Source organism: Pseudomonas sp. Pse1 (assembly GCF_024519635.1).
Taxonomy (GTDB): Bacteria; Pseudomonadota; Gammaproteobacteria; order Pseudomonadales; family Pseudomonadaceae; genus Aquipseudomonas.
On sequence record NZ_JALJRO010000020.1, the window covers coordinates 19,103 to 38,830 of the forward strand.

Genomic DNA, 19,728 nt, shown 5'->3' on the forward strand with positions numbered 1-19,728 from the left:
AACCGATCAAGCCTTGCGGGTGGCAATGGGCGAGGCTGGACGGTCTGTTCAAGGAGCTGACTATGATCCGACTGTCCCTGGCTGAAGCTCGCGAGCTGGCCGAATCGATTCTGCTGCATAACGGTTTCAATCCTGCTCACGCTGCGGCGGTGACCGCCACGGTGATTGCTGGCGAGCGCGATGGCTGCGCGTCCCATGGACTGTACCGGATTCTTGGCTGCGTGAATTCACTGCGTGCCGGCAAAGTCTCGGCCGATGCCGAGCCGAAGGTGATCGACCAGGCGCCGTCGATTGTGCGGGTCGATGCCGGCGGTGGATTCTCGCAACTGGCGTTCCAGGCCGGCTTGCCGCTGCTGGAGGAAAAGACCCGGGCCAACGGCATTGCGGCGCTGGCGATCAATCGATGCGTGCATTTCTCCGCACTCTGGGTAGAGATCGAGCAACTGACGGCGGCGGGCCTGGTGGCCCTGGCCTGCAACCCCAGCCACGCCTGGGTAGCGCCTGCCGGCGGCAGCCAGCCGGTGTTCGGCACCAACCCGATTGCCTTCGGTTGGCCACGTGCCGGCAAAGACCCCTTTGTCTTCGACTTCGCCACCAGCGCCATTGCCCGTGGCGACATCGAACTGCATCGGCGCGCCGGCAAGGCGATCCCCGAAGGCTGGGGCGTGGACGCCGAGGGCCAGCCGAGCACCGACGCCAATGTGGTTCTCGATACTGGGGCGATGCTGACCTTCGGCGGGCACAAGGGCTCGGCATTGGCGGCCATGGTTGAACTGATCGCAGGACCCTTAATCGGCGACCTGACCAGCGCCGAGTCGCTGGCTTATGACGCCGGTAGCAAGTCATCGCCGTACCATGGCGAGTTGATTATTGCCCTGGATCCACGGCGCTTTCTCGGCGATGCCACGGAACAGCATTTGGCTCGGGCTGAGTTGCTGTTCGCGGGCATTGAAGGGCAGGGCGCGCGGCTGCCATCGCAACGGCGCTACCAGGCGCGAGTTCGCAGTTTGGAGGAGGGGGTGCAGATTCCAGAGGCGCTTTATAACGATTTGAGGGCGATGTTGGGGTGAAAAACCCTGTTTGAATCTCGGTTGCTCTTGTGGGAGCGAGCCTGCTCGCGAAAGCGGTGCATCAGTCAACGGAAGGGTTGAATGTGCTGACGTTTTCGCGAGCAGGCTCGCTCCCACAGGTTTTGTGGAAAGCCGTTAGAGGTTGATAGCCACACGCCCTTTGCGCCCATCTACCAACCGCTCGATGCCCAACGGATTGGCATTCTGCAGTGCCTCGGGCAACAACTCATCCGCGCAGTTCTGGTAGCACACCGGACGCAGGAACCGCTCGATCGCCAGGGTCCCGACCGAGGAGCCACGGGCGTCGGAGGTGGCCGGGTAGGGGCCGCCATGGACCATGGCGTCGCACACTTCGACGCCAGTGGGATAGCCGTTGAACAGGATCCGACCGACCTTCTGCTCCAGCAGCGGCAGCAGCATCGCGTAGGCGTTCAGGTCGCCAGGTTCAGCGATCAAGGTCGCGGTGAGCTGCCCGTGCAAACCTTGTAGCGCTTGCAGCAATTGAGCCTGATCGGCGACTTCCACCAGCACCGTGGTTGGGCCGAAGACTTCTTCCTGCAACAGCGGATCGCCTTTGAGCAACAAGCTCACATCGGCCTGGAACAGCTGGGGCTGTGCCTGATTGCCCTGTTGCTCGCGGCCGGCCAGGTGTTTGATCTGCGGATGAGCGTGCAACGCCTGGACGCCTTTGGCATAGCTGGCGAGGGTCCCGGCGTTGAGCATGGTCTGCGCCGGCTGCTCGGCCATCCGCGCGCTGAGCTGTTCGATGAACGCACTGAACTCGCTGCTGTGCAGGCCGATCACCAGGCCCGGATTGGTGCAGAACTGTCCGCAGCCTTGCACCACCGAAGCCGTCAGTTCACTGGCGATTTTCTCGCCGCGTACCTGCAGGGCTTCAGGCAACAGCAGCACAGGGTTGATGCTGCTCATCTCGGCAAATACCGGGATCGGCTGTGGTCGGGCCGCTGCCATGTCGCACAGGGCACGGCCACCCTTGAGCGACCCGGTGAAACCCACGGCCTGGATCGCCGGGTGCTTGACCAACTGCTCGCCGACGCCGGCGCCGTAGATCATGTTGAACACGCCCTTTGGCATGTCGGTTTGTTCCGCGGCGCGGATGATTGCATCGGCCACCTGTTCGGCAGTCGCCATGTGGCCGCTGTGGGCCTTGAACACCACCGGGCAGCCGGCGGCCAGCGCGGCGGCGGTGTCGCCACCGGCGGTAGAGAAGGCCAGGGGGAAGTTGCTCGCGCCAAACACCGCGACTGGGCCGACGCCAATCCGGTATTGGCGCAGGTCGACCCGTGGCAGCGGCTGTCGCTCGGGCAGGGCGCGGTCGATGCGCGCGCCGTAGAAATCGCCACGGCGCAGGATCTGGGCGAACAGGCGCATCTGGCCGCTGGTGCGCGCGCGCTCGCCCTGGATGCGGGCGTTGGGCAATGCCGTTTCCCGGGTGACCAGCGCGACGAAATCATCACCCAGGGCGTCGAGTTGGGTGGCGATGGCGTCGAGGAAATCGGCGCGGCGGCTGGCCGATAGATTACGAAAGGCCGGGTAGGCGGCTGCGGCGGCCTGGGCGGCGGCATCGACTTCAGCGGCGTTGGCCTGGATGAAAACGTACGGCAGCGCTTCACTGGTGTGGGCGTCGTGGCTGTGCAGGGCGAGGGTGCCAGCGGCACTGCGGGTGCCGCCGATGTAGTTGTGGCCGAGGATGTCGGGCATGGGGAAGCTCCGGTTGAATTTTGTGGTCCTGCATGGCAGCGCTCCCACAGGGGAACGGACATATCAAGAAAATCAAGCCAACGAATCAGCCCGACGCGGGTTGGTGCTTGCAGGCTCCAGCGCGGCCATCCGCGCCGCCGCCTCGGCATCCACCTGATGCAGCGACTTGCCGCGGGTTTCACGGGTCAGGCCGACGGCAACAATCGAGATCAGTGCGGCGCCCACCAAGTACCAGGCGATGGGTGTCGAGCTGTGGTACTTGTTCAGCAGGGTGATGGCGATCAGCGGTGCCAGCGAGCCGGCGAAGATCGGCGCGACCTGGTAGCACAGGGATAAGGCGGTGTAGCGCACGTGGGTCGGGAACATCTCGGCCATCAGTGCCGAGTAGGGCGCATAGGTCATCGACTCAATTGCCAGACCGAGGGTAATCGCGGCCATGATCAGCCAGTTGTTGCCGGTGTCCATCATCGGGAAGCCGACAAAACCCCAGAACGCGGTCAGCACGGCACCGACCAGGTACACCGGTTTGCGTCCCACCAGATCCGACAGATAACCCATCAGCGGAATCAGGAAGAAGTGCAGCAGGTGCGCACCGAACATCAGAAGCAGGATTTGCGAAGTGTCCTTGTGCACCACCAGCTTGAGGTAGGTGATGGAGAACGTGACCACGGTGTAGTAGAGAATGTTTTCCGCGAACCGCGCGCCGATCCCCACCAACACCGCGCGCCAGTGATGACGCAGCACTTCAACCACGCCCAACTGTTGTTGCTTGGTCTGCGCCTGACGCGCCTGGGCCTCCTTGAAGATGGGCGCATCGTCGACACTGGTGCGGATCCAGTAGCCGATCAGTACCACCACCGCCGAGAACCAGAACGCCACGCGCCAGCCCCAGGCGAGAAATTCCTCTTGCGACAGATTCGACGACAACAGCAGCAGCGCCACGGTCGCCACCAGGTTACCGGCCGGCACCCCGGCTTGTGGCCAACTGGCCCAGAAGCCGCGACGATTGTCCGGGCAGTGTTCCGACACCAGCAGAATCGCGCCGCCCCATTCGCCGCCAAAGGCGAAGCCCTGGATCAACCGCAGCAGCACTAGCAATATCGGCGCGGCATAGCCGATCTGGTCGAAGCCGGGCAAACAACCCATCAGGAAGGTGGTGATGCCGACCACCACCAGGCTCAGTTGCAGCAGGCGTTTGCGGCCGAATTTGTCGCCATAGTGACCGAACACCAGGCCACCCAGCGGCCGAGCGAGAAAGCCCACGGCATACAGGGCGAAGGCGGCGATGATGCCGTCGACGGGGTTGTCGGTCTGGCGGAAGAACAACTGTCCGAAGACCAGTGCCGAAGCGGTGCCATAGAGGAAGAATTCGTACCACTCGGCAACGGTGCCGGCCATGGCGGCGGCGACGACACGTTTGAGTCCCGAGGGGCTGGTTGCGCTTTTTGTGGGTTGAGCGTTGGGCATGCTGGCGTTTCCTGTAGGGGCGCAAAAACAGGCAGCCGGGCCGGACCTGCAAGGGTCCGCCCGGCACTCACTCAGAGACCGACGTCCGGCAACTGCGGACGATTGGCCAGGGCCTTGGCCATGATCTGCTCGACGAACACTCGGTCGGCTTCCGGCAGGGCCAGGCGCGGTGGACGGGTCAGTGCGCTACCGCGACCAGCAATGGCTTCGCAGAGCTTGATGCATTGCACCAGGTCGGCGCGGGCATCGAGGTGCAGGATCGGCATCAGCCATTCGTAGATCGGCATGGCTTCGGCGTAACGGCCGGCCTTGGCCAGGCGGAAGATGGTTTCGCCTTCTTTCGGGAACACGTTGGACATCCCCGAGACCCAGCCTTCGGCACCCACCGCGAGGCTTTCCAGCACGACGTCGTCGAGGCCGGCGAACAGCACGAAACGGTCGCCGACTTCATTGCGAATGTCGATGAAACGCCGGGTGTCGCCAGAAGAGTCCTTGAAGCACACCACGTTGTCGCAGTCGGCCAGGGCAATCAGGATGTCCGGGGTGACGTCGTTTTTGTAGATCGGCGGGTTGTTGTAGACCATCAGCGGCACGTCGGCATTCTTTGCCACGTAGCGGTAGTGCTCGGCGGTCTCGAACGGCTTGGAGCCGTAGACCAGCGCCGGCATCAGCATGACGCCGTCGACACCGACCTTGCGCACCGCGTTGGCGACTTTTGCCGCTTGCACGCTGGTGAATTCGGCGACGCCGCAGATCACCGGCACCCGACCGCGGGAGGCATCGACCGCGACTTCGGTCACGGCGATTTTTTCTTCAGCGGTCAGCGAGGTGTTTTCCCCCACCGAACCGCAGACCACCAGGCCCGAGACGCCGTCACGGATCACGTTGGAGATCACCTGGTGGGTTTTTTCCAGGTTGATCGAAAAGTCATCGTTGAATTGGGTGGTGACCGCAGGGAATACACCGCTCCAGTTAATGCGCTTGCTCATTGTTGCCTCCGTTGTGTGTTTTGTATTTCGTATACGATATTTGAAATGACAATGCTGTGATAGTGCTTTTTGCAAAATAAACAGGGGTTTCAGGTGCCGTTGGTCAGCGCTTGCGCTCAGGCGCCGGGCCAGGTGTCGGACAGGCGATAGCCCTGGGGCCAGGGATCGCTCGGATCGAGCAGCTGTTGATGGGTCCCGGTGATCCAGGCGCGGCCGCTGATGCACGGGTAGATCGCCGGGCGGCCGGCGACTTCAGTCAGCGAGTCGATGCGGCAGTGAAACTCGGAGCCGAGAATCGAGCGCCCGACAAAACGTTCGTCAACCCCCATCAGGCCCTTGGCGTGCATCACCGCCATGCGCGCCGAACAGCCGGTGCCGGTGGGCGAGCGGTCGATCTTGCCGGGCTGGATCACCACCGCATTGGCGCCTGTGGCCACGCCGTTTTCGCGAACGATGGGCGCGGCGATCTGGCAGAACGAAATATGCGACCAGCCGGGGTTCAGTGGATGCACGAAGCCCAGTTGCTCGTTGGCCGCGCGGGTGATTTTCAGCCCGGTCGCCACCAGATCCGCCGCTTCATCCGGACGAATCGCAAAGCCCAGGGTCTGCGCATCGGCGATCACGAAGCTGTCGCCGCCATAGGCAGTGTCGACCTGCAACGAGCCCAGTCCCTCGACTTCGATCCAGGCGTCGAGGCGGTCGGCGAAGGACGGCACGTTCTTGATCTCCACCCGTTCGACCTTGCCGTCGCGGCAGTCGGCAACCGCTTCGATCAAACCGCCGGGTGCCTCCAGCACCAGTCGGGTTTGTGGCTCGGTCATCGGCAGGATGCCGCTGTCGAGCAGCACGGTGGCCACGCACAGCGAGTTGGAGCCGGACATCGGCGGAGTGTCGGCCGGTTCCATGATGATCCAGCCCATCTGCGCCCGTGGGTCTTTGGCCGGGACCAGCAGGTTGACGTGGCGGAACACGCCGCCGCGTGGTTCGTTGAGGACGAAGTTGCGCAGGGTGTTGTCCTGTGCAATCCAGCGTGATTGTTCCCATAGGGTGGCGCCGGGCGGGGGCGCGACGCCGCCGACGATGACATCACCGACCTCGCCTTCGGCGTGGCAGCTGACGATGTGGATGATCTTGGATGAGCGCATGGTTTGCTCCTTGTTCGTGTTGTGTCTGTCAGGGTCTCTTCGCTGGCATCGGCTATTTCACCGACTTGAGAAACGCCGCCGTCTCCGGCTGCATCGGATTACCAATCACCTGATCCGGCGAGCCGATCTCATGCACCAGGCCGTTGCGAAAGAACGCCACGCGGTCGGAGACGTCCCGGGCAAAGCGGATTTCGTGGGTCACCAGGACCATGGTCATGCCGTCTTCGGCGAGCATGCGCATGGTGTCCAGCACTTCGCCCACCAGTTGCGGATCGAGGGCCGAGGTGGCTTCGTCGAACAGCATGTAATCCGGCGACATGGCCAGGGCGCGGGCGATGGCCATGCGTTGTTGCTGGCCGCCGGAAAGCTTGCCGGGGAAAGTCCTGAGCTTGTCGCCCAGGCCGACATGGGTCAGTTGCTGCACCGCCAGCGCCTCGGCTTCGGCCTTGCTTTTACCCAGCACCTTGCGCGGCGCGAGCATGACGTTTTCCAGCACGGTCAGGTGCGGGAAGGCGTTCCACTGCTGGAACACGATGCCGATCTTCTGCCGCAAACGGTTGAGGTCGGTGCCGTGGCCGTGGACCTCGACGCCGTCGACACGGATGCTGCCTTTCTGGATCGGTTCCAGGCCGTTGATGCACATCAGCAAGGTGGATTTGCCGGAGCCGGAGCCGCCGATGATCGACACCACCTCGCCCTTGTTCACCGTCAGGCTGACACCCTTGACCACTTCCAGATCGCCGAAGGATTTGTGTACGTTGTCGATCTCAATCATTTTCTTGCCACCTTCTTTCCAGACGAGCGCCCAGGCGAGCGACCACCAGGCTCATGACGTAGTAGATAAGGCCCGCGATGCACAGAACCAGTAAGGGCTCCTGAATGCGGGTGACGATGGTTTGCGAGGCGCGCAGCAGTTCGACGATGCCGATCCACATCACCAGTGCGGTGTCTTTCATCACGCTGAGTACCAGATTGAGCCAGCCAGGGAAGGCCACGCGGGTGGCGATCGGCAGGACGATCCAGCGCAGGTCCTGCAGGTAGCTCAGGCCCAGCGAGCGACTGGCCCGGCGCAGGGTGAACGGCACCGAAAGCACGCCGCTGCGCACGATCTCGGTGAAGTACGCGGCAGTGTAGGCGCCGAGTACGATGCAGCCGACGCTGAAGGCGCTGATGTTGAGGCCGACGATGCTCTTGAACGAGTTGAACAGCACGAACTGGATCAGCAACGGCACGCTGCGGAACACGTCCAGCACCCAGGCCAGCGGCAGGCTGGCCCGTGGCAGCAGGGCGCGCAGCAGACCGAAGAGCAGACCGGCGACCGAGCCGAGGATGATCGACCAGAACGTCAGTTGCAGGGTGACCCAGGCACCGTCGAGCATGAACAGCAGATCATTCCAGGAAAAGCTGGTGGTAAACATGGGCACGTCCTCAGTAACGGAACAGCCGCCAGGCCATCAGCCGGGCTACTGCGACGATCGCCTTGGCAATCAGGTAATACAGCACGGCGGCAATCGCGAAGTACTCGAAGGTACGGAACGTCTTGACGTTGTAGTCCTGGGTCACGCCGGTGAGGTCATTGTTCAGACCGACGATCACCCCCAGTGAGGTCATCAGCACCGCCCAGACCATCTGGTTGGTCAGGGGGTAGAAGACGATCCGCAGCAGCTGCGGGACGATGATCAGGCGATAGGCCTGGAACGCGCTCATGCCCAGGGAGCGGGCAGCGCGCACCTGGGTGTCGGGTACCGCCTTGAGACCGCCGCGAAAGTTCTCCGCGAGGTAGCCGGCGTTGTTGAAGGTGATCCCCGCCAGCAACGCCAGCCAGGAGCTGACGTGCAGCCCCAGGGAACCCAGGCCGAAGTACAGGATGTAGATCTGGAACAGGGACGGCGTATTGCGCGCAATCGACACCCAGCCGTTGGCCACGCCCCGCAGGAACGGGTTGCGCGCTTCACGCATGACGGTCAGGGCGAGGGCGATCAGCACCCCGAAGATCATCGACAGTGCGGCGGTCTCGAAGGTCACCAGAGCCCCGGCCAGCATATCGGGCAGGGCGCGCAGGGCTGCGCGCCATTGGAAGCTGTAGTCAAACATGCGCAGGGTTCTCAAGGAGGGTGGCGGGTTGCAGCCAGGCTGGCAGGCGCCCGCTGGCCGTGGCGCTGCAGGCGGCGTCGACGCATTCGGCAAGACTGGCGAAGTGCACCTTGCGTCCGACCAGACCGGGTGCGTAATGGGCGTACTTGCCCGAGTTGGTCATCAGGGTTGTGGCGGCAGGAGGAATCACCGGCTCGCCGAGCATGCACCAGCAGGTGTCGGTGACCAGGGTGGCGCCGAAGGCTTCAATCGGCGCGATGTGCCCGGCCTGCCCCGCCTGTTCCAGCACCGCGCGACCACAGGTGATCGCCAGCACCACTCGCGGATGAATCCGCCGGCCGGTGCACAGGCGCGCCAACTGCGCGAACTCGGTGAGCGAGAAGTGCGGGTTGCCCAGCGACACCACGTCCACCTTCGGCTCGCGGGCGCTGTTGAGTTCGCGCCAACTGCCGAGCAAGTCCGGCAGGCTGATGGTTTGCACCTCGATCTCGACGCCGGACTGCAGCACTTGCGTCGGGTCGATGGCCTCCGGCGTGACCCCGGCGATATGAAACAGCGGCGCTGCCGAGGTGGTCGCGAAGGCTGCACCGAAAGCCTTGAGGTCATCCAGGCTTGGGGCGTGGCGTTGCAGGCCGAGCACCAGTGGAATGCGGCTGCCGGTGAGCGTGCCGATGTGGTAACCGAGCAGCGGATAAAAAGCGTCGTCGAGCTGCGCAAGGTCGGGCAATTCGATCTGCACCTGGGCCTTGCGTTGTGCGTCCAGGTGACAGCCAATCAGCGGGGCGCGACCGGTGAGGGCGATGCAGATGTCGAGGTAGTCCGGGTATTTCAGGGTGCGCGCGCCGAGCACGCTGTTGGCGTAGACCACCGCATTGGATTCGGCCCAGACGATTTGCTCGCCGGCCTTGGGTGCAGTGTCGAGCAAGTAGGGTGCACAGGTGAAACTCAGCTGCGCACCCATCGCCATGTAGGCATCGCCCAGGGCACTGGCCGGTTCGCCGAGTGCCGGATCGATGCCCAGTTCACGCCAGCGACGTTGGTCGACGGAGATTGAATTGAGGGTGGTCGGCACCCGCACCCGGGCGCCCCATTGCACCAGTTGCTCGGCAAAGCGCAGGCTCGCGGGGCCGGTATAGATGCAGCCATCGATGTGCGCCTGGGTGATATCCACCAGGCTCGGTGCGCCTTGCAGTTGGGCCATGCGCAGGACGATCTGCATCGCCACTTGCGCGGCTTTGCCGTGTTGGCCGTCGAGCAGAGCCTGATCGACCTCATTGAGATTGATGGAACTGGCGTGGCCGGCATCGGGTAACGCCTCGGCGGAGGGGTGCCAGCCGTCGTCGGGACGTTGTTCGAACAGGCTCAGGGATGCGCCATCGACCCGCGCAAAGGCCTTGCCGCGCAAAGCGGCGAAGGCCTCCCTGCCGATGCACAGCACCGGCAGGGAACGCTGGAAAATGGTCTGCGCGACCAGCACACCCAGGGTCAGGATTTCGTCCGGCTCGGCCAGCACCAGTGCCGCCGGAGCATGACCGTTACTGATCAGCTCCATCATCACGCTACTGCCGGTGCAGGAGCCGCGGCCACTGGGAATGGCCAGCAACCGTCCGGCCAACTGTTCGCCGCTCAAGGGGTGGTGACGGTCGATGACCTCACCGCTGTACGGGTCGACCCCGCCCCAGAAACTCAAGCCGACATCGGCGAACAGCAGGGCGCCTTGCGCGGCGCCCGCGACCAGGCTACGCCCGGTCATGGCAGTGTACCCAGGCATGCCAGGCACCTCAGTAGTAGACCTGTGGCACGGTCAGGTTGGTTGGCGGAATATCAGTGCCGACCCACTTCACGAAGAGTTCCTTGTAGCGCCCGGTGCGCACCTGCTGGTTGACGAACAGGTTGAGGTAGTTGAGCAGGCCGTACTCGTTACGCTTGGCCCCCAGCGATACGTAGTCGATGACGTACGGCGCATTGCCGGCGATTTTCAGGTTCTTGTATTTGCCCGACTTAATGGTGGCGGCGGCCACGGTATTGGTCACCACGGTGGCGTCGATGTGGCCTTGGGCGACGGCCAGCAGGGTGTCGTTCTGCGACTGGTAGGCGCGGAAACTGCCGCTGCCCCAGTTCTTAACGTCTTTCTCCAGGGCAATCGCTTCATAGGTGCCGCTGGTGTTGCCGACCGGCTTGCCCTTGATGTCGTCGAAGCTGTTGATGCCGGTGTTGTCGCGGGTCAGCACGACCATCTGGAAGGCGAAGTAGGGCACGGTCAGGCCGACGGTCTTGGCCCGTTCCAGGGTGTCGGAGGTGGAGGCGACGATCACGTCGGCACGCCCCGAGACCAGCGCCGGGATGCGGTCAGGGAAAGGGGTTTCCACCACTTCGGCCTCGACCCCGAGGATTTTTGCCAGATCGCGGCAGTAGTCCACATCGAAGCCCGCCGGGTTATTCCCTTCATCACGGAAGCCCATGGGCGGGAAGTCCAGGGTCACGGCGCAACGCAGCTTGCCGGAACCGATAATGTCGTCGAGCTTGTCGGCCTGGGCGGTGGCGACAAAGGTGGAAGCGAGAACAGCGCTGAGGGCTACGGCAAATGCTGGGTTTTTCATAGAGGCCTCGTGGTGGTGAAGATGCTGTTGGATATCGTATTGAGGATTTCGTATACGATATTAAAGATAGCAAGCAGCGTGCCCGTTTCCAGTCGATAGTTGGATTTTTCTTTCAGGCCTTGCCGTAGACGTCCTACGTCGATGCTGTTTGCGACTGAGGTGCCTGGAGGCGCTGGGAGGGGTGTTACATATGGGAGCAGTGGGGGCGCGGGTGCCCCTTAAAGGAACACCCGGCTGGGCGGATCAGCGCGGGTTATCGCGATAGTGGCTCGGCGACAGGCTGGTGAGGGCGCGGAACTGCCGGCTGAAGGCGCTGTGATCGGTGTAGCCGCAGCGCAGGGCGATCTCCGTGATCGGCAGGTCGCTGTCGAGCAGCAGGCGCGAGGCTTCTTCCAGCCGGGCCTTGTGAATCATCTGCCTTGGGGTGAGCTGGAACACCCGTTTACAGTGGCGCTCCAGTTGCGCCACGGAAAAGCCAGCAATCGCGGTCAGTTCGGCGAGGCTGATGGGCTGGGCAAAATGGCTGCGGATATGCGCATCGACCGCTGCCAGTTTTTGATAGGCCGGGTGGCTGGACTGCGGCGTTTGCAAGTCGCGGGAGATGCCGGCGAGGCCGACGATTTGTCCCTGCTGATCGCGCAGGGCGAGCTTGTGGGTCAGGCACCAGATCGGCTGATTGCCGTAGTACAGGTGCAACTCAAGTTGATCGGCCAGTTCGCGACCGCTGTCGAGGACCCGCCGATCCTGCGCGGTGTACAACGGGCCGAAACGCTCCGGGAACACCTGTTCGGCAGTCAGACCGAGCAGTTGGCTGCGCTGCTTGAAACCGCAGCGGCGGGCCAGGGTCTGGTTGACGAAGGCGTAGCGTGCCTCGCAGTCCTTGATGAAGAACACCACGTCCGCCAGGGTGTCGAGCAGCGGCGCGATGGCTTGCAGGCTGCCGAGCAGGGTCGGCAGGTCACAGGGCTGGAAGCTGTTGAGTGAGGGGTACATGGCGCTCAGGGTCCGTTGGCGACCTCGGGATCATAGTGACTCACCGCGATCGCCGAAAGTCCCGGGGCGGAATCAGGCGGGTGGGGTCTCGTCCAGGCTCATCAATGTTTCGATCCGTGCCGGACTGAACGGCGGGCGCGGCGCCGCCGGTTGCCAGCCGAACAAATGGTGCAACGCTGCGCCACAGACCCGGCCCTGACAGGCACCCATGCCGCAGCGGCTGGTCAGCTTGGCGGCGCGCCAGCCCTGCTGGTCGGCGAGGGCGGCATAGGGTACGTCTTCGCAGCGACAGATCAGGGTGTCGGCTGCAGGCAGCGCCTTGAGTTGGGGATTCAGGCGGAACGCCTGGTTCAGGGTGTCGGCGAATCCTTGCCAGCGCGCCCGCCGTGACCATAACTGGCGCGCGGCCTGCTGATCGCCGACAGCGGCGTGTCCGGCAATCGCGCCTTCCACCAGCGCCAGTTCACTGCCACCGAAACCGGTGCATTCACCGGCGGCAAAGTGATCGGCAAGGCTGCTGGCCTGCCAGGCATCGACGGCCAGGGCCTGACCATTGAGCGCGTAGCCCAGGGCCTGGCCCAGCTGAATATTGGGGATCAAGCCAAAGCCGCAGGCCAGGCGCTGGCATTCCAGTTCGACGATCTTGCCTTGCTGCAGCAGGCGCACACCTTCGAGGCGATCGCTGCCCAGCGCCGCCAGCACGTGGCTGCCAGTGCGGTAGTGAGGGTCGAACAGGCGCAGCGACTGCAGGCACTTGCCCGGCCAGCGCGGCAGTTGCGCGGCGAAGCCGGCCACCGCGCCACGGGAGGCTTGCTCGACGATGCGCAGGACCTGAGCGCCGTGTTTTTTTGCGGTGGCGGCACTGGCCAACAACAGGGGGCCGCTGCCGGCGATCACCAGGCGTTCGCCCTGTACCGGCAGGCCACCTTTGATCAAGGCCTGCAAACCACCGGCGCCGGTGACCCCAGGCAAGGTCCAGCCAGGGAAGGGCAGCAGCAGCTCGCGGGCGCCGGTACACAGGATCAGTTTGTCGTAGCGGATCTGCCAGCCTTGTTCGGGGCTTTCCACCAGCAGCTGTTTCGGCGCGACACAGGCGATGACTCGGGTCTGCGCGTGATGGCGAATATTGCTGCACGCCGCCATGCGTTGGCGCAGGCGACGGGCCTGAGCGGGCAGGCTGGCCTGGGGACCGTCGCGCCAGATCTGGCCGCCAGCCAGCGGATTGTCGTCGAGCAGCACAATGCGCGCGTCGCTGGGGGCGGCGGCGAGGGCAGCGGCAAGGCCTGCGGGACCGGCACCGATGATCAGCAGGTCGGCGTACTCGATCATGGGCGGGTCTCCACGTGCATGCCGTCCTGGCACAGGGTCTGGCAGGCCAGGCGTCGACGGCCGTCGATGGTCACCCGACATTCCTGGCAGATGCCCATGCCGCACAGCGGTGCGCGGCGCTGTCCACTGACCGAGGTGCGGCTGCAGCCATCGCCGCCGAGGGCCAGGGCGGCGGCGACGCTGGTGCCGGCGTTGACGCGCAGGACGCGGCCATCAAGGGTCAATTCAGGCATACAGCGGCTCCCCAAGAAAACGTTGCGGTAAATAGGCCTCGGTGGGCAGCGGCGCAGCTTCGTTGAGCAGTTGCGCGAGCAGCAGGTCGGCAGTGCCGGGGGCGGTGGTCACGCCCAGTCCTTCGTGCCCGACCGCCAGCCACAGGCCCTTGCGCTGCGGGTGTTGACCCACCAGCGGCAGGCCGTCGGGGCTGGCGGCGCGGAAGCCGGTCCAGGCCCGAATGCCGTTGAGCTGGGCCAGGCCGGGCATGTACTCGGCGGCGCGCTTGAGCATTTTCGCGAGCATCCAGCCTTCGACCTCCGGATCGGTGGTACCAAACTGGCGTGACGCGCCGATGAACAGTTGCCCGGTCGGTCGCGGCTGGATGTTGCACGCGGTCGAGGGGCCGCTGGCATTGTGGGCGCTGGTGACGTACCCCAGCTCCACCAGGGTGTGCTTGACCAATCCGGGATAGCGGTCGGTGATCATCAGGTGGCCTTTTTTCGGCTCGATCGGCAGCTCCGGGCACAGGTCGGTGGCCTGGATGCCATTGGCCAGTACCACGGCTTCGGCGCGCAGCCATTCGCCGTCTTCGAGGCGCACGCGGTTGCCATCGACTTCGCTGACCCTTGCTCGGCGCTGCTCTATGTTCGGTGTGGCGAGCATCCACTGGGCGGTGGCCGGCGCATACAGAATGCCGTCGCCGTTGATCAGCAAACCGCCCTCCAGACCTTCCCGCAATTGCGGCTCGCGCTGACGAAGGGCGTTAGCGCAGACCAGTTCACAGGCCACACCCTGGGCCTGCAGGTTGAGGAACTTGCTGTGGGCCACTGCCATTTCCTCGGCATTGGCCGCCAGCCACAGCGTGCCGTTGCTGCGGTAGGCACAGGCGTCGGGCAATTTCGGCGCCATCTCGCGCCAGCGCTGCAGGGAGTATTGACTGAGGGCCAGTTCGGCCGGGTTGTCGTCGAGTACCAGCAAATGCCCCATGCCGGCCGCCGTCGCCCCGTGCAGCCCAGCGTCCAGCACCAGCACCCGCAGGCCACGCCGGGCGATGGCCTGGGCGCAGGCGGCGCCGATGATGCCGGCACCGATGACGATCACATCGGCCACCAGGCCCTCGGTCATGGGCGTATACCCCAGGCGAACGGATCATCCTGTTCGATGATCAGGCTGGCTTCGGCACTGATGAACGCGCGGCCGCGAATGGTCGGGATGATCCGTTCGCCTTGCCATTCATAGGAGCCTTCAAACTCGCTGCCGATCACGCTGGCCTGGCGCCACAGCTGTCCGGGTTGCAGCTTGTCATCGGCGGCCAGGCACGCCAGCTTGGCACTGGTGCCGGTGCCGCACGGGGAGCGGTCGTAAGCCTTGCCCGGGCACAGGACGAAGTTGCGGCTGTCGGCCTGCAGGTCATCGGCGAACAGTTCGATATGGTCGATCAAGCCGCCGTCTTCGCCGCGCAGGCCCTGCACCTCCAGCGCCTGTTGCACGGCATAGGTGTAGGCGGTGAGAGCGTCGAGGTTGTCGCCGGCGACCCGCAGGCCGTGATCGGCGATCAGAAAAAACCAGTTACCGCCCCAGGCAATATCGCCAACCACCTGGCCGACGCCCGGGACCTGCACTTCGACGGCCTTGCGGTAACGATAGGCCGGGACATTACGCACGCTCACCGAATGGTCCTCGTGCAGGGTCGCCTGGACCGTGCCCACCGGGGTTTCGATGCTGTGCACGCCGGGACCAATCTTGCCCAAGTGCGCCAGCGACGCCACCAGACCGATGGTGCCGTGGCCGCACATGCCCAGGTAACCCGTGTTGTTGAAGAAAATCACCCCGGCACAGGCGCTCGGGTCCACCGGTTCGCAGAGCAGGGCACCAACCAGCACATCGCTGCCGCGAGGTTCGAGTACGCAGGCGGCGCGCCATTGATCGTGCTGCTCGGCCAACTGTTGGCGACGCGCGGCCATGCTGCCGGTGCCCAGGTCAGGAAAACCGGCGGTCACCAGGCGGGTAGGTTCGCCGCCGGTGTGGGAGTCGATCACGGTGATGCGTTTCATGGGAGGGCCACGTCCGTTCAGATAAGTGAACGAAAGAGTGGCCCGGGGAGGGGGGTGGCGGCTTGATGGATTTATCTGACGTCGATGACGAAATCAGCACAGTCAGTGGGCGTGGGGCAGGTGCTCGAAAAGTGTCTGGCAGACGCCGGCGATGTGTTCGTCGAGCAGTTTTACCGCCAGGTCGACATCGCCGGCGCGGCAGGCCGCAAGGATTTCCCGGTGTTCATGATCGGCGCGATCCTTGCCGGCGGACAAGCTCATCTGCATGCGCAGGTAGCGCTCCAGCTTGTCGTTGACCGAGCGAATCAGGCTGACCAGGAACGGCCGTTGCGCCGGCTCATAGAGACAGGCGTGCAGCTCCCAGTTGAGTTCGGCCCAGCGTCCGACGTCGTCTTCGCCGATGAATTCCTGGCAGATCGCTTCGGCACGGGCGAAGGTGGCCTCGGTCATGTTGGGAATGGCCAGGCGCAGCACTTTGTCTTCGAGGAGCATGCGCACCTCGAACATCTGCGCCAGTTCGGCGTCGGATATACGCGTAACCATCGCCCCGCGGTTGCGCTGGAACATTACCAGCCCCTCGGCTTCGAGACGCTTGAGGGCCTCGCGCACGGGGATCTTGCTGACGTTGAATTGGCGGGCGATGTCATCCTGACGAATCGGCTCATCTTCGGCGAAATGCCCGGCGACGATAGCGTCGCGCAGATGGCGGGTGATGATCTCCGAAGTCGACGGCGTGTTGCCGAGGTCGGGGGCGTTAAGTCTGGATTGGGTCACGGCGGCAAATCTTCAGAATGAGGTGCTTATAGGGTATACGAAATTCGATTGTTCTTCCTTGAGCAGCAGGACGGCCGGCTGTTGCCCAGGAAATCTCAGCCGAGGCTGGGCGGATCACCGACTGCATGTTCCAATGGCGCCCGCGCCCGACTCGATCTGGAAACTGCCGATGAAATACACCGCTCCCCTCACTTTGGCCTGGATGCTCAGCCTGGCCGTTTTCAGCCTGCCCGCCGCGGCGGGTGATGTCGAGGCCGGGGCAAAGGTGTTCAAGCGCATGTGCAGCGGTTGTCATCAGATCGGCGAAGCGGCCCGTGCCTCGTTTGGCCCGCAGCTCAACGGAGTGATTGGCCGCCACTCCGCGAGCACCGTTGACTACCAGTATTCGGACGCGATGAAGGCAGCCAACCTGGTCTGGGACCGACCAACCCTGGTGGCCTACCTTGAAGCGCCAAAGACTGTGGTGCCCGGGACCCGGATGATTTTCTGGGGTTTGAGCGACGAGGAAAAAATCGACAACCTGCTGGCCTATCTGCAGACCTTTCAGGGTCAATAGGCGTCACGCCTCTGGCATTCGCGCCCGCCCGCTTTGCTTGAGCCAGACACCAAACTCCTGCATCACGTCGACCACCGGGCGCATGCGATTGCCGTCTTCGGTCAACTCGTACTCGACCTTGACCGGCACTGTCGGGTAGACCGTGCGCTTGATCAGCCCGACTTCCTCCAGGGCACGCAGGTCGAGGGTCAGCATTCGCTGGGAAATGCCTGGCACATCCCGACACAGTTCATTGAAGCGCTTGGGCCCCTCCAGCAGGTACGACACCAGCAGCAGGCGCCAACGACCACCCAGCAAGCGCATGGCTTCTTCAACCGAGCAACCGGTCACGTTATGTTTCATGGCGTCGCCTCTTGGTTTAGGTATATTTTATGTACCTAGATGATAAAAAAGTGCCTTCTTCCGTTTATATACCTGATCCACAAGAATAGCGCTTCAGACATTTCAGGAGAGGGTCATGAAGCTCTATTACATCCCCGGCAGTTGCTCGCTATCGCCCCACATCGTTATCCATGAGCTGGGACTGGACGTCAGTTTGCTCAAGGTCGATCACCGCCAGCACCGCGTGGAAGGCGGGGGCGACTACTACGATGTCAATCCGCTGGGTTATGTGCCGATCCTCGAACTGGATGACGGCACACGCTTTCGCGAAGGCCCGGTGATCGTGCAGTACCTGGCGGATTTGCAGCCGGACGCCGGATTGGCCCCGGTCCAGGGCACACTCGAGCGTTATCGCCTGCAGGAATGGTTGAGCTTTCTGACGTCGGAGATTCACAAGGGCTTTATTCCACTGCTTTACGCCGGTCTGGCGGGCAAGTATGTGGACACCGTCAAGCCCAAACTGGCCCAGCGTTTTGCCTGGATTGACCAACAACTAACGGAGCGTCCGTACCTGCTGGGTGAGCAGTTCAGCGTGGCCGACGCCTACCTGTTCGCGCTGATTGGCTGGGGGCAGGCGCAGTGGCTGCGCTCCTGGTACAAGGCCGACATTCACTTTGACGGCTTGCGTCATCTGGAGGCCTGGTATGCACGGGTTTATCAGCGGCCGGCAGTGAGAAGGGCGCTGCTGGAGGAAGGGTTGGAGTGATCGAGTCCCCGCTTGCTGTGTTGGCAAGCGGGCACCGTTACACCAGAACCGGAGTGTCGGACGGATGCCCGGGTTGGGCGCACAGATCGATACCCAGCGCGTGAATCACCCTGAGTACGGTATGGAAGCGTGGCTTGGCCCCAGGTGCAAACGCTTTGTACAAGCTTTCACGGCCCATGCCCGAGGCCTTGGCGACGTGGGTCATGCCACGGGCCTTGGCGACGTAACCGACCGCGCGGAGGAATTCTTCATGGTCGCCGTCGGCGAGTACCTGGGTCAGGTATTCGCTGATGGCTTCGTCGCTGTCGAGTAATGCAGCCATATCAAAGGGCGTCAGCAGTTGGCTCATGTTCAAAACTCCCTTGCCAGTTTTCTGGCCAGTTGGATGTCGGTCTGTTGTGAGGACTTGTCACCACCGGCCAACAGGACGATGACGACTCGATTGCGTACGATGAAATACACCCGGTAGCCCGCACCTGTGTCCACGCGCATCTCAGATACGCCTTCCCCAACGGATTTTGTATCGCCCAGGTTGCCGGTATGGGCACGGTCTATTCGCCGGCCGATGGCGATCCTGGCGCGCAGGTCGCGGAGTGAGTGGTGCCAGTCAGCGAAGGTATGGGTTTGCTGGATTTCGTAAGTCACAGGCCCTCAATGTATCCACTTGGATACTGTTTGGCAAGAGGCAAAAACACAGGCAGGGGCGGTGAGGATGAGCAGTCTGAGGAGCTGCTACAACTGAGCGTCACAGGGGATTTGTCAGTAGCTATTGCCGTTGCGTACAGCTCTGTCGGACGTAGCTGATAGTGCCTGTAGGAGGCACCATGCTATAAAACCCGTTCGATCCAACAAGGAGGTAATCCAATGGCGCAGACTCTGCCGCCGTCCGCTTCACCTGTACGCGACGATGCTGGCGAAGTCGGCATGGACGCATGGACCCTGCACTGGCTCGAAGCCGGCGGTAGCCTGGCCGAGGTGCGCAGTGAGGTGAGCGATGCATTTGCCGCCGCTCACCAGAGCATTGCGACGCTGATTGCGCCACCGCGCCTCGATATCCTGGTCCAGTGCCTGCCCGGCGAAGCGCTGCCGGAAATGGGCCTGGTCGGCCGGGCTTACCGCAGCAGCATGTTCAGTATGACGCTCGATCCGGATAACCCGAATTTCCCCGCGAGCCTGCGTGACGGTGCGCTGCATCGGCATATCGTGCACGAGGTCCATCACTGCTTGCGCATGGGCGGGCCGGGATATGGCTGGACGCTGGGCGAGGCGCTGGTCAGCGAGGGGCTGGCCGGGCAGTTTGTCCGGCACTTGCTCGGTAGCGAGCCGGAGCCCTGGGAACAGGCCATCGCCCGCGAGCACTTACTGCACGCACCGGCTGGGCTCAAGGCGCTGGAGTCCAGTTACTACGATCACAATGCCTGGTTTTTTGGCGGCAGCGACCAGCCCAAATGGCTGGGTTACTCGCTGGGCTATCAGATGGTCGGTGACTGGTTGCAAGCGGCGGGAGATATCGATGGCCATACTTGGGTCAACGTTCCGGCCCAGGAGATCATCGCCAATGCAGTCGAACAGGGTCTGGTGGCCGATCAAGGCTGATTCGACCGCGCACCTGGAATAAGAGAATCTCTCTAT

22 protein-coding genes are annotated in these 19,728 nt (G+C 63.4%); 4 read left to right on the top strand and 18 right to left on the bottom strand.

Annotation, left to right across the window (positions count from 1 at the left end):
- The first annotated feature begins 62 nt into the window (after positions 1-62).
- A complete protein-coding gene (locus NR126_RS23195; protein ID WP_027618144.1) occupies positions 63-1,070 on the top strand; it encodes an Ldh family oxidoreductase in 1,008 nt (335 codons plus the stop codon).
- Positions 1,071-1,205: 135 nt separating this feature from the next.
- On the opposite strand, the gene NR126_RS23200 is transcribed toward NR126_RS23195, so the two are convergent.
- The 15 genes from NR126_RS23200 to NR126_RS23270 all read right to left on the bottom strand — a co-directional run bounded on the left by NR126_RS23200 (position 1,206) and on the right by NR126_RS23270 (position 16,453).
- Positions 1,206-2,792, bottom strand: a complete 1,587-nt coding sequence (locus NR126_RS23200) for an aldehyde dehydrogenase (NADP(+)) (RefSeq protein WP_256831659.1) — start codon at positions 2,790-2,792, stop codon at positions 1,206-1,208.
- 72 nt (positions 2,793-2,864) lie between these two features.
- A complete protein-coding gene (abaF, locus tag NR126_RS23205; protein WP_105755493.1) occupies positions 2,865-4,259 on the bottom strand; it encodes a fosfomycin efflux MFS transporter AbaF in 1,395 nt (464 codons plus the stop codon).
- A 71-nt stretch (positions 4,260-4,330) separates the two neighbouring features.
- Positions 4,331-5,248 carry a dihydrodipicolinate synthase family protein gene (locus NR126_RS23210; RefSeq protein ID WP_027618147.1) on the bottom strand — a complete coding sequence of 306 codons (918 nt, stop codon included), beginning with the start codon at positions 5,246-5,248 and terminating at the stop codon, positions 4,331-4,333.
- Positions 5,249-5,364: 116 nt separating this feature from the next.
- Complete coding sequence (locus NR126_RS23215) at positions 5,365-6,393, bottom strand: proline racemase family protein (RefSeq protein WP_105755494.1); 1,029 nt, start codon at positions 6,391-6,393, stop codon at positions 5,365-5,367.
- A gap of 52 nt (positions 6,394-6,445) precedes the next feature.
- Positions 6,446-7,168 (bottom strand): amino acid ABC transporter ATP-binding protein, encoded by a 723-nt coding sequence (locus tag NR126_RS23220; RefSeq protein WP_027618149.1) that lies wholly within the window; start codon positions 7,166-7,168, stop codon positions 6,446-6,448.
- The gene (locus NR126_RS23225) at positions 7,161-7,811 is read right to left on the bottom strand and encodes an amino acid ABC transporter permease (protein WP_027618150.1); all 651 of its coding nucleotides are present in this window, start codon (positions 7,809-7,811) and stop codon (positions 7,161-7,163) included. The genes NR126_RS23220 and NR126_RS23225 overlap by 8 nt, the downstream gene beginning before the upstream one ends.
- Positions 7,812-7,821: 10 nt before the next feature.
- Positions 7,822-8,487 (bottom strand): amino acid ABC transporter permease, encoded by a 666-nt coding sequence (locus NR126_RS23230; protein WP_027618151.1) that lies wholly within the window; start codon positions 8,485-8,487, stop codon positions 7,822-7,824.
- Positions 8,480-10,258 carry an aconitase X gene (locus NR126_RS23235; protein WP_256831660.1) on the bottom strand — a complete coding sequence of 593 codons (1,779 nt, stop codon included), beginning with the start codon at positions 10,256-10,258 and terminating at the stop codon, positions 8,480-8,482. Before NR126_RS23235 ends, NR126_RS23230 begins: the two co-directional genes overlap by 8 nt.
- 10 nt (positions 10,259-10,268) lie before the next feature.
- Positions 10,269-11,087, bottom strand: coding sequence for a transporter substrate-binding domain-containing protein (locus NR126_RS23240; RefSeq protein ID WP_027618153.1), 819 nt, complete (start codon positions 11,085-11,087; stop codon positions 10,269-10,271).
- Positions 11,088-11,330: 243 nt separating this feature from the next.
- A complete protein-coding gene (locus tag NR126_RS23245) occupies positions 11,331-12,080 on the bottom strand; it encodes an AraC family transcriptional regulator (protein WP_105755497.1) in 750 nt (249 codons plus the stop codon).
- A gap of 72 nt (positions 12,081-12,152) precedes the next feature.
- On the bottom strand, positions 12,153-13,409 hold the full coding sequence (locus tag NR126_RS23250; RefSeq protein WP_256831661.1) for an FAD/NAD(P)-binding oxidoreductase: 1,257 nt from the start codon (positions 13,407-13,409) through the stop codon (positions 12,153-12,155).
- Positions 13,406-13,642: a (2Fe-2S)-binding protein gene (locus NR126_RS23255; protein ID WP_027618156.1), complete on the bottom strand. Its 237-nt coding sequence runs from the start codon at positions 13,640-13,642 to the stop codon at positions 13,406-13,408. Before NR126_RS23255 ends, NR126_RS23250 begins: the two co-directional genes overlap by 4 nt.
- Positions 13,635-14,750 (bottom strand): FAD-binding oxidoreductase, encoded by a 1,116-nt coding sequence (locus NR126_RS23260; protein ID WP_027618157.1) that lies wholly within the window; start codon positions 14,748-14,750, stop codon positions 13,635-13,637. The genes NR126_RS23255 and NR126_RS23260 overlap by 8 nt, the downstream gene beginning before the upstream one ends.
- Entirely contained in the window at positions 14,747-15,679 is a 933-nt protein-coding gene (locus tag NR126_RS23265) for a 4-hydroxyproline epimerase (RefSeq protein ID WP_027618158.1), read from the bottom strand. Before NR126_RS23265 ends, NR126_RS23260 begins: the two co-directional genes overlap by 4 nt.
- 102 nt (positions 15,680-15,781) lie before the next feature.
- On the bottom strand, positions 15,782-16,453 hold the full coding sequence (locus NR126_RS23270) for a GntR family transcriptional regulator (protein ID WP_027618159.1): 672 nt from the start codon (positions 16,451-16,453) through the stop codon (positions 15,782-15,784).
- Positions 16,454-16,622: 169 nt separating this feature from the next.
- Here NR126_RS23270 and NR126_RS23275 point away from each other — a divergent pair, with 169 nt between their 5' ends.
- Positions 16,623-17,009 carry a cytochrome c family protein gene (locus NR126_RS23275; protein WP_027618160.1) on the top strand — a complete coding sequence of 129 codons (387 nt, stop codon included), beginning with the start codon at positions 16,623-16,625 and terminating at the stop codon, positions 17,007-17,009.
- 3 nt (positions 17,010-17,012) lie between these two features.
- On the opposite strand, the gene NR126_RS23280 is transcribed toward NR126_RS23275, so the two are convergent.
- A complete protein-coding gene (locus NR126_RS23280; RefSeq protein WP_256831662.1) occupies positions 17,013-17,351 on the bottom strand; it encodes a helix-turn-helix domain-containing protein in 339 nt (112 codons plus the stop codon).
- Between the two features lie 115 nt (positions 17,352-17,466).
- On the opposite strand from NR126_RS23280, the gene gstA reads away from it, so the two are divergent.
- Positions 17,467-18,096 carry a glutathione transferase GstA gene (gene gstA / locus NR126_RS23285; RefSeq protein WP_256831663.1) on the top strand — a complete coding sequence of 210 codons (630 nt, stop codon included), beginning with the start codon at positions 17,467-17,469 and terminating at the stop codon, positions 18,094-18,096.
- A 37-nt stretch (positions 18,097-18,133) separates the two neighbouring features.
- On the opposite strand, the gene NR126_RS23290 is transcribed toward gstA, so the two are convergent.
- Together NR126_RS23290 and NR126_RS23295 are read right to left on the bottom strand one after the other, a co-directional pair.
- Positions 18,134-18,445, bottom strand: a complete 312-nt coding sequence (locus tag NR126_RS23290) for an addiction module antidote protein (RefSeq protein WP_027618163.1) — start codon at positions 18,443-18,445, stop codon at positions 18,134-18,136.
- A gap of 2 nt (positions 18,446-18,447) precedes the next feature.
- Positions 18,448-18,741 (bottom strand): type II toxin-antitoxin system RelE/ParE family toxin, encoded by a 294-nt coding sequence (locus NR126_RS23295; protein WP_027618164.1) that lies wholly within the window; start codon positions 18,739-18,741, stop codon positions 18,448-18,450.
- A 219-nt stretch (positions 18,742-18,960) separates the two neighbouring features.
- Between NR126_RS23295 and NR126_RS23300 the strand changes: the two genes are divergently transcribed.
- Positions 18,961-19,692: a DUF2268 domain-containing putative Zn-dependent protease gene (locus NR126_RS23300; protein ID WP_256350797.1), complete on the top strand. Its 732-nt coding sequence runs from the start codon at positions 18,961-18,963 to the stop codon at positions 19,690-19,692.
- Positions 19,693-19,728: the final 36 nt, after the last annotated feature.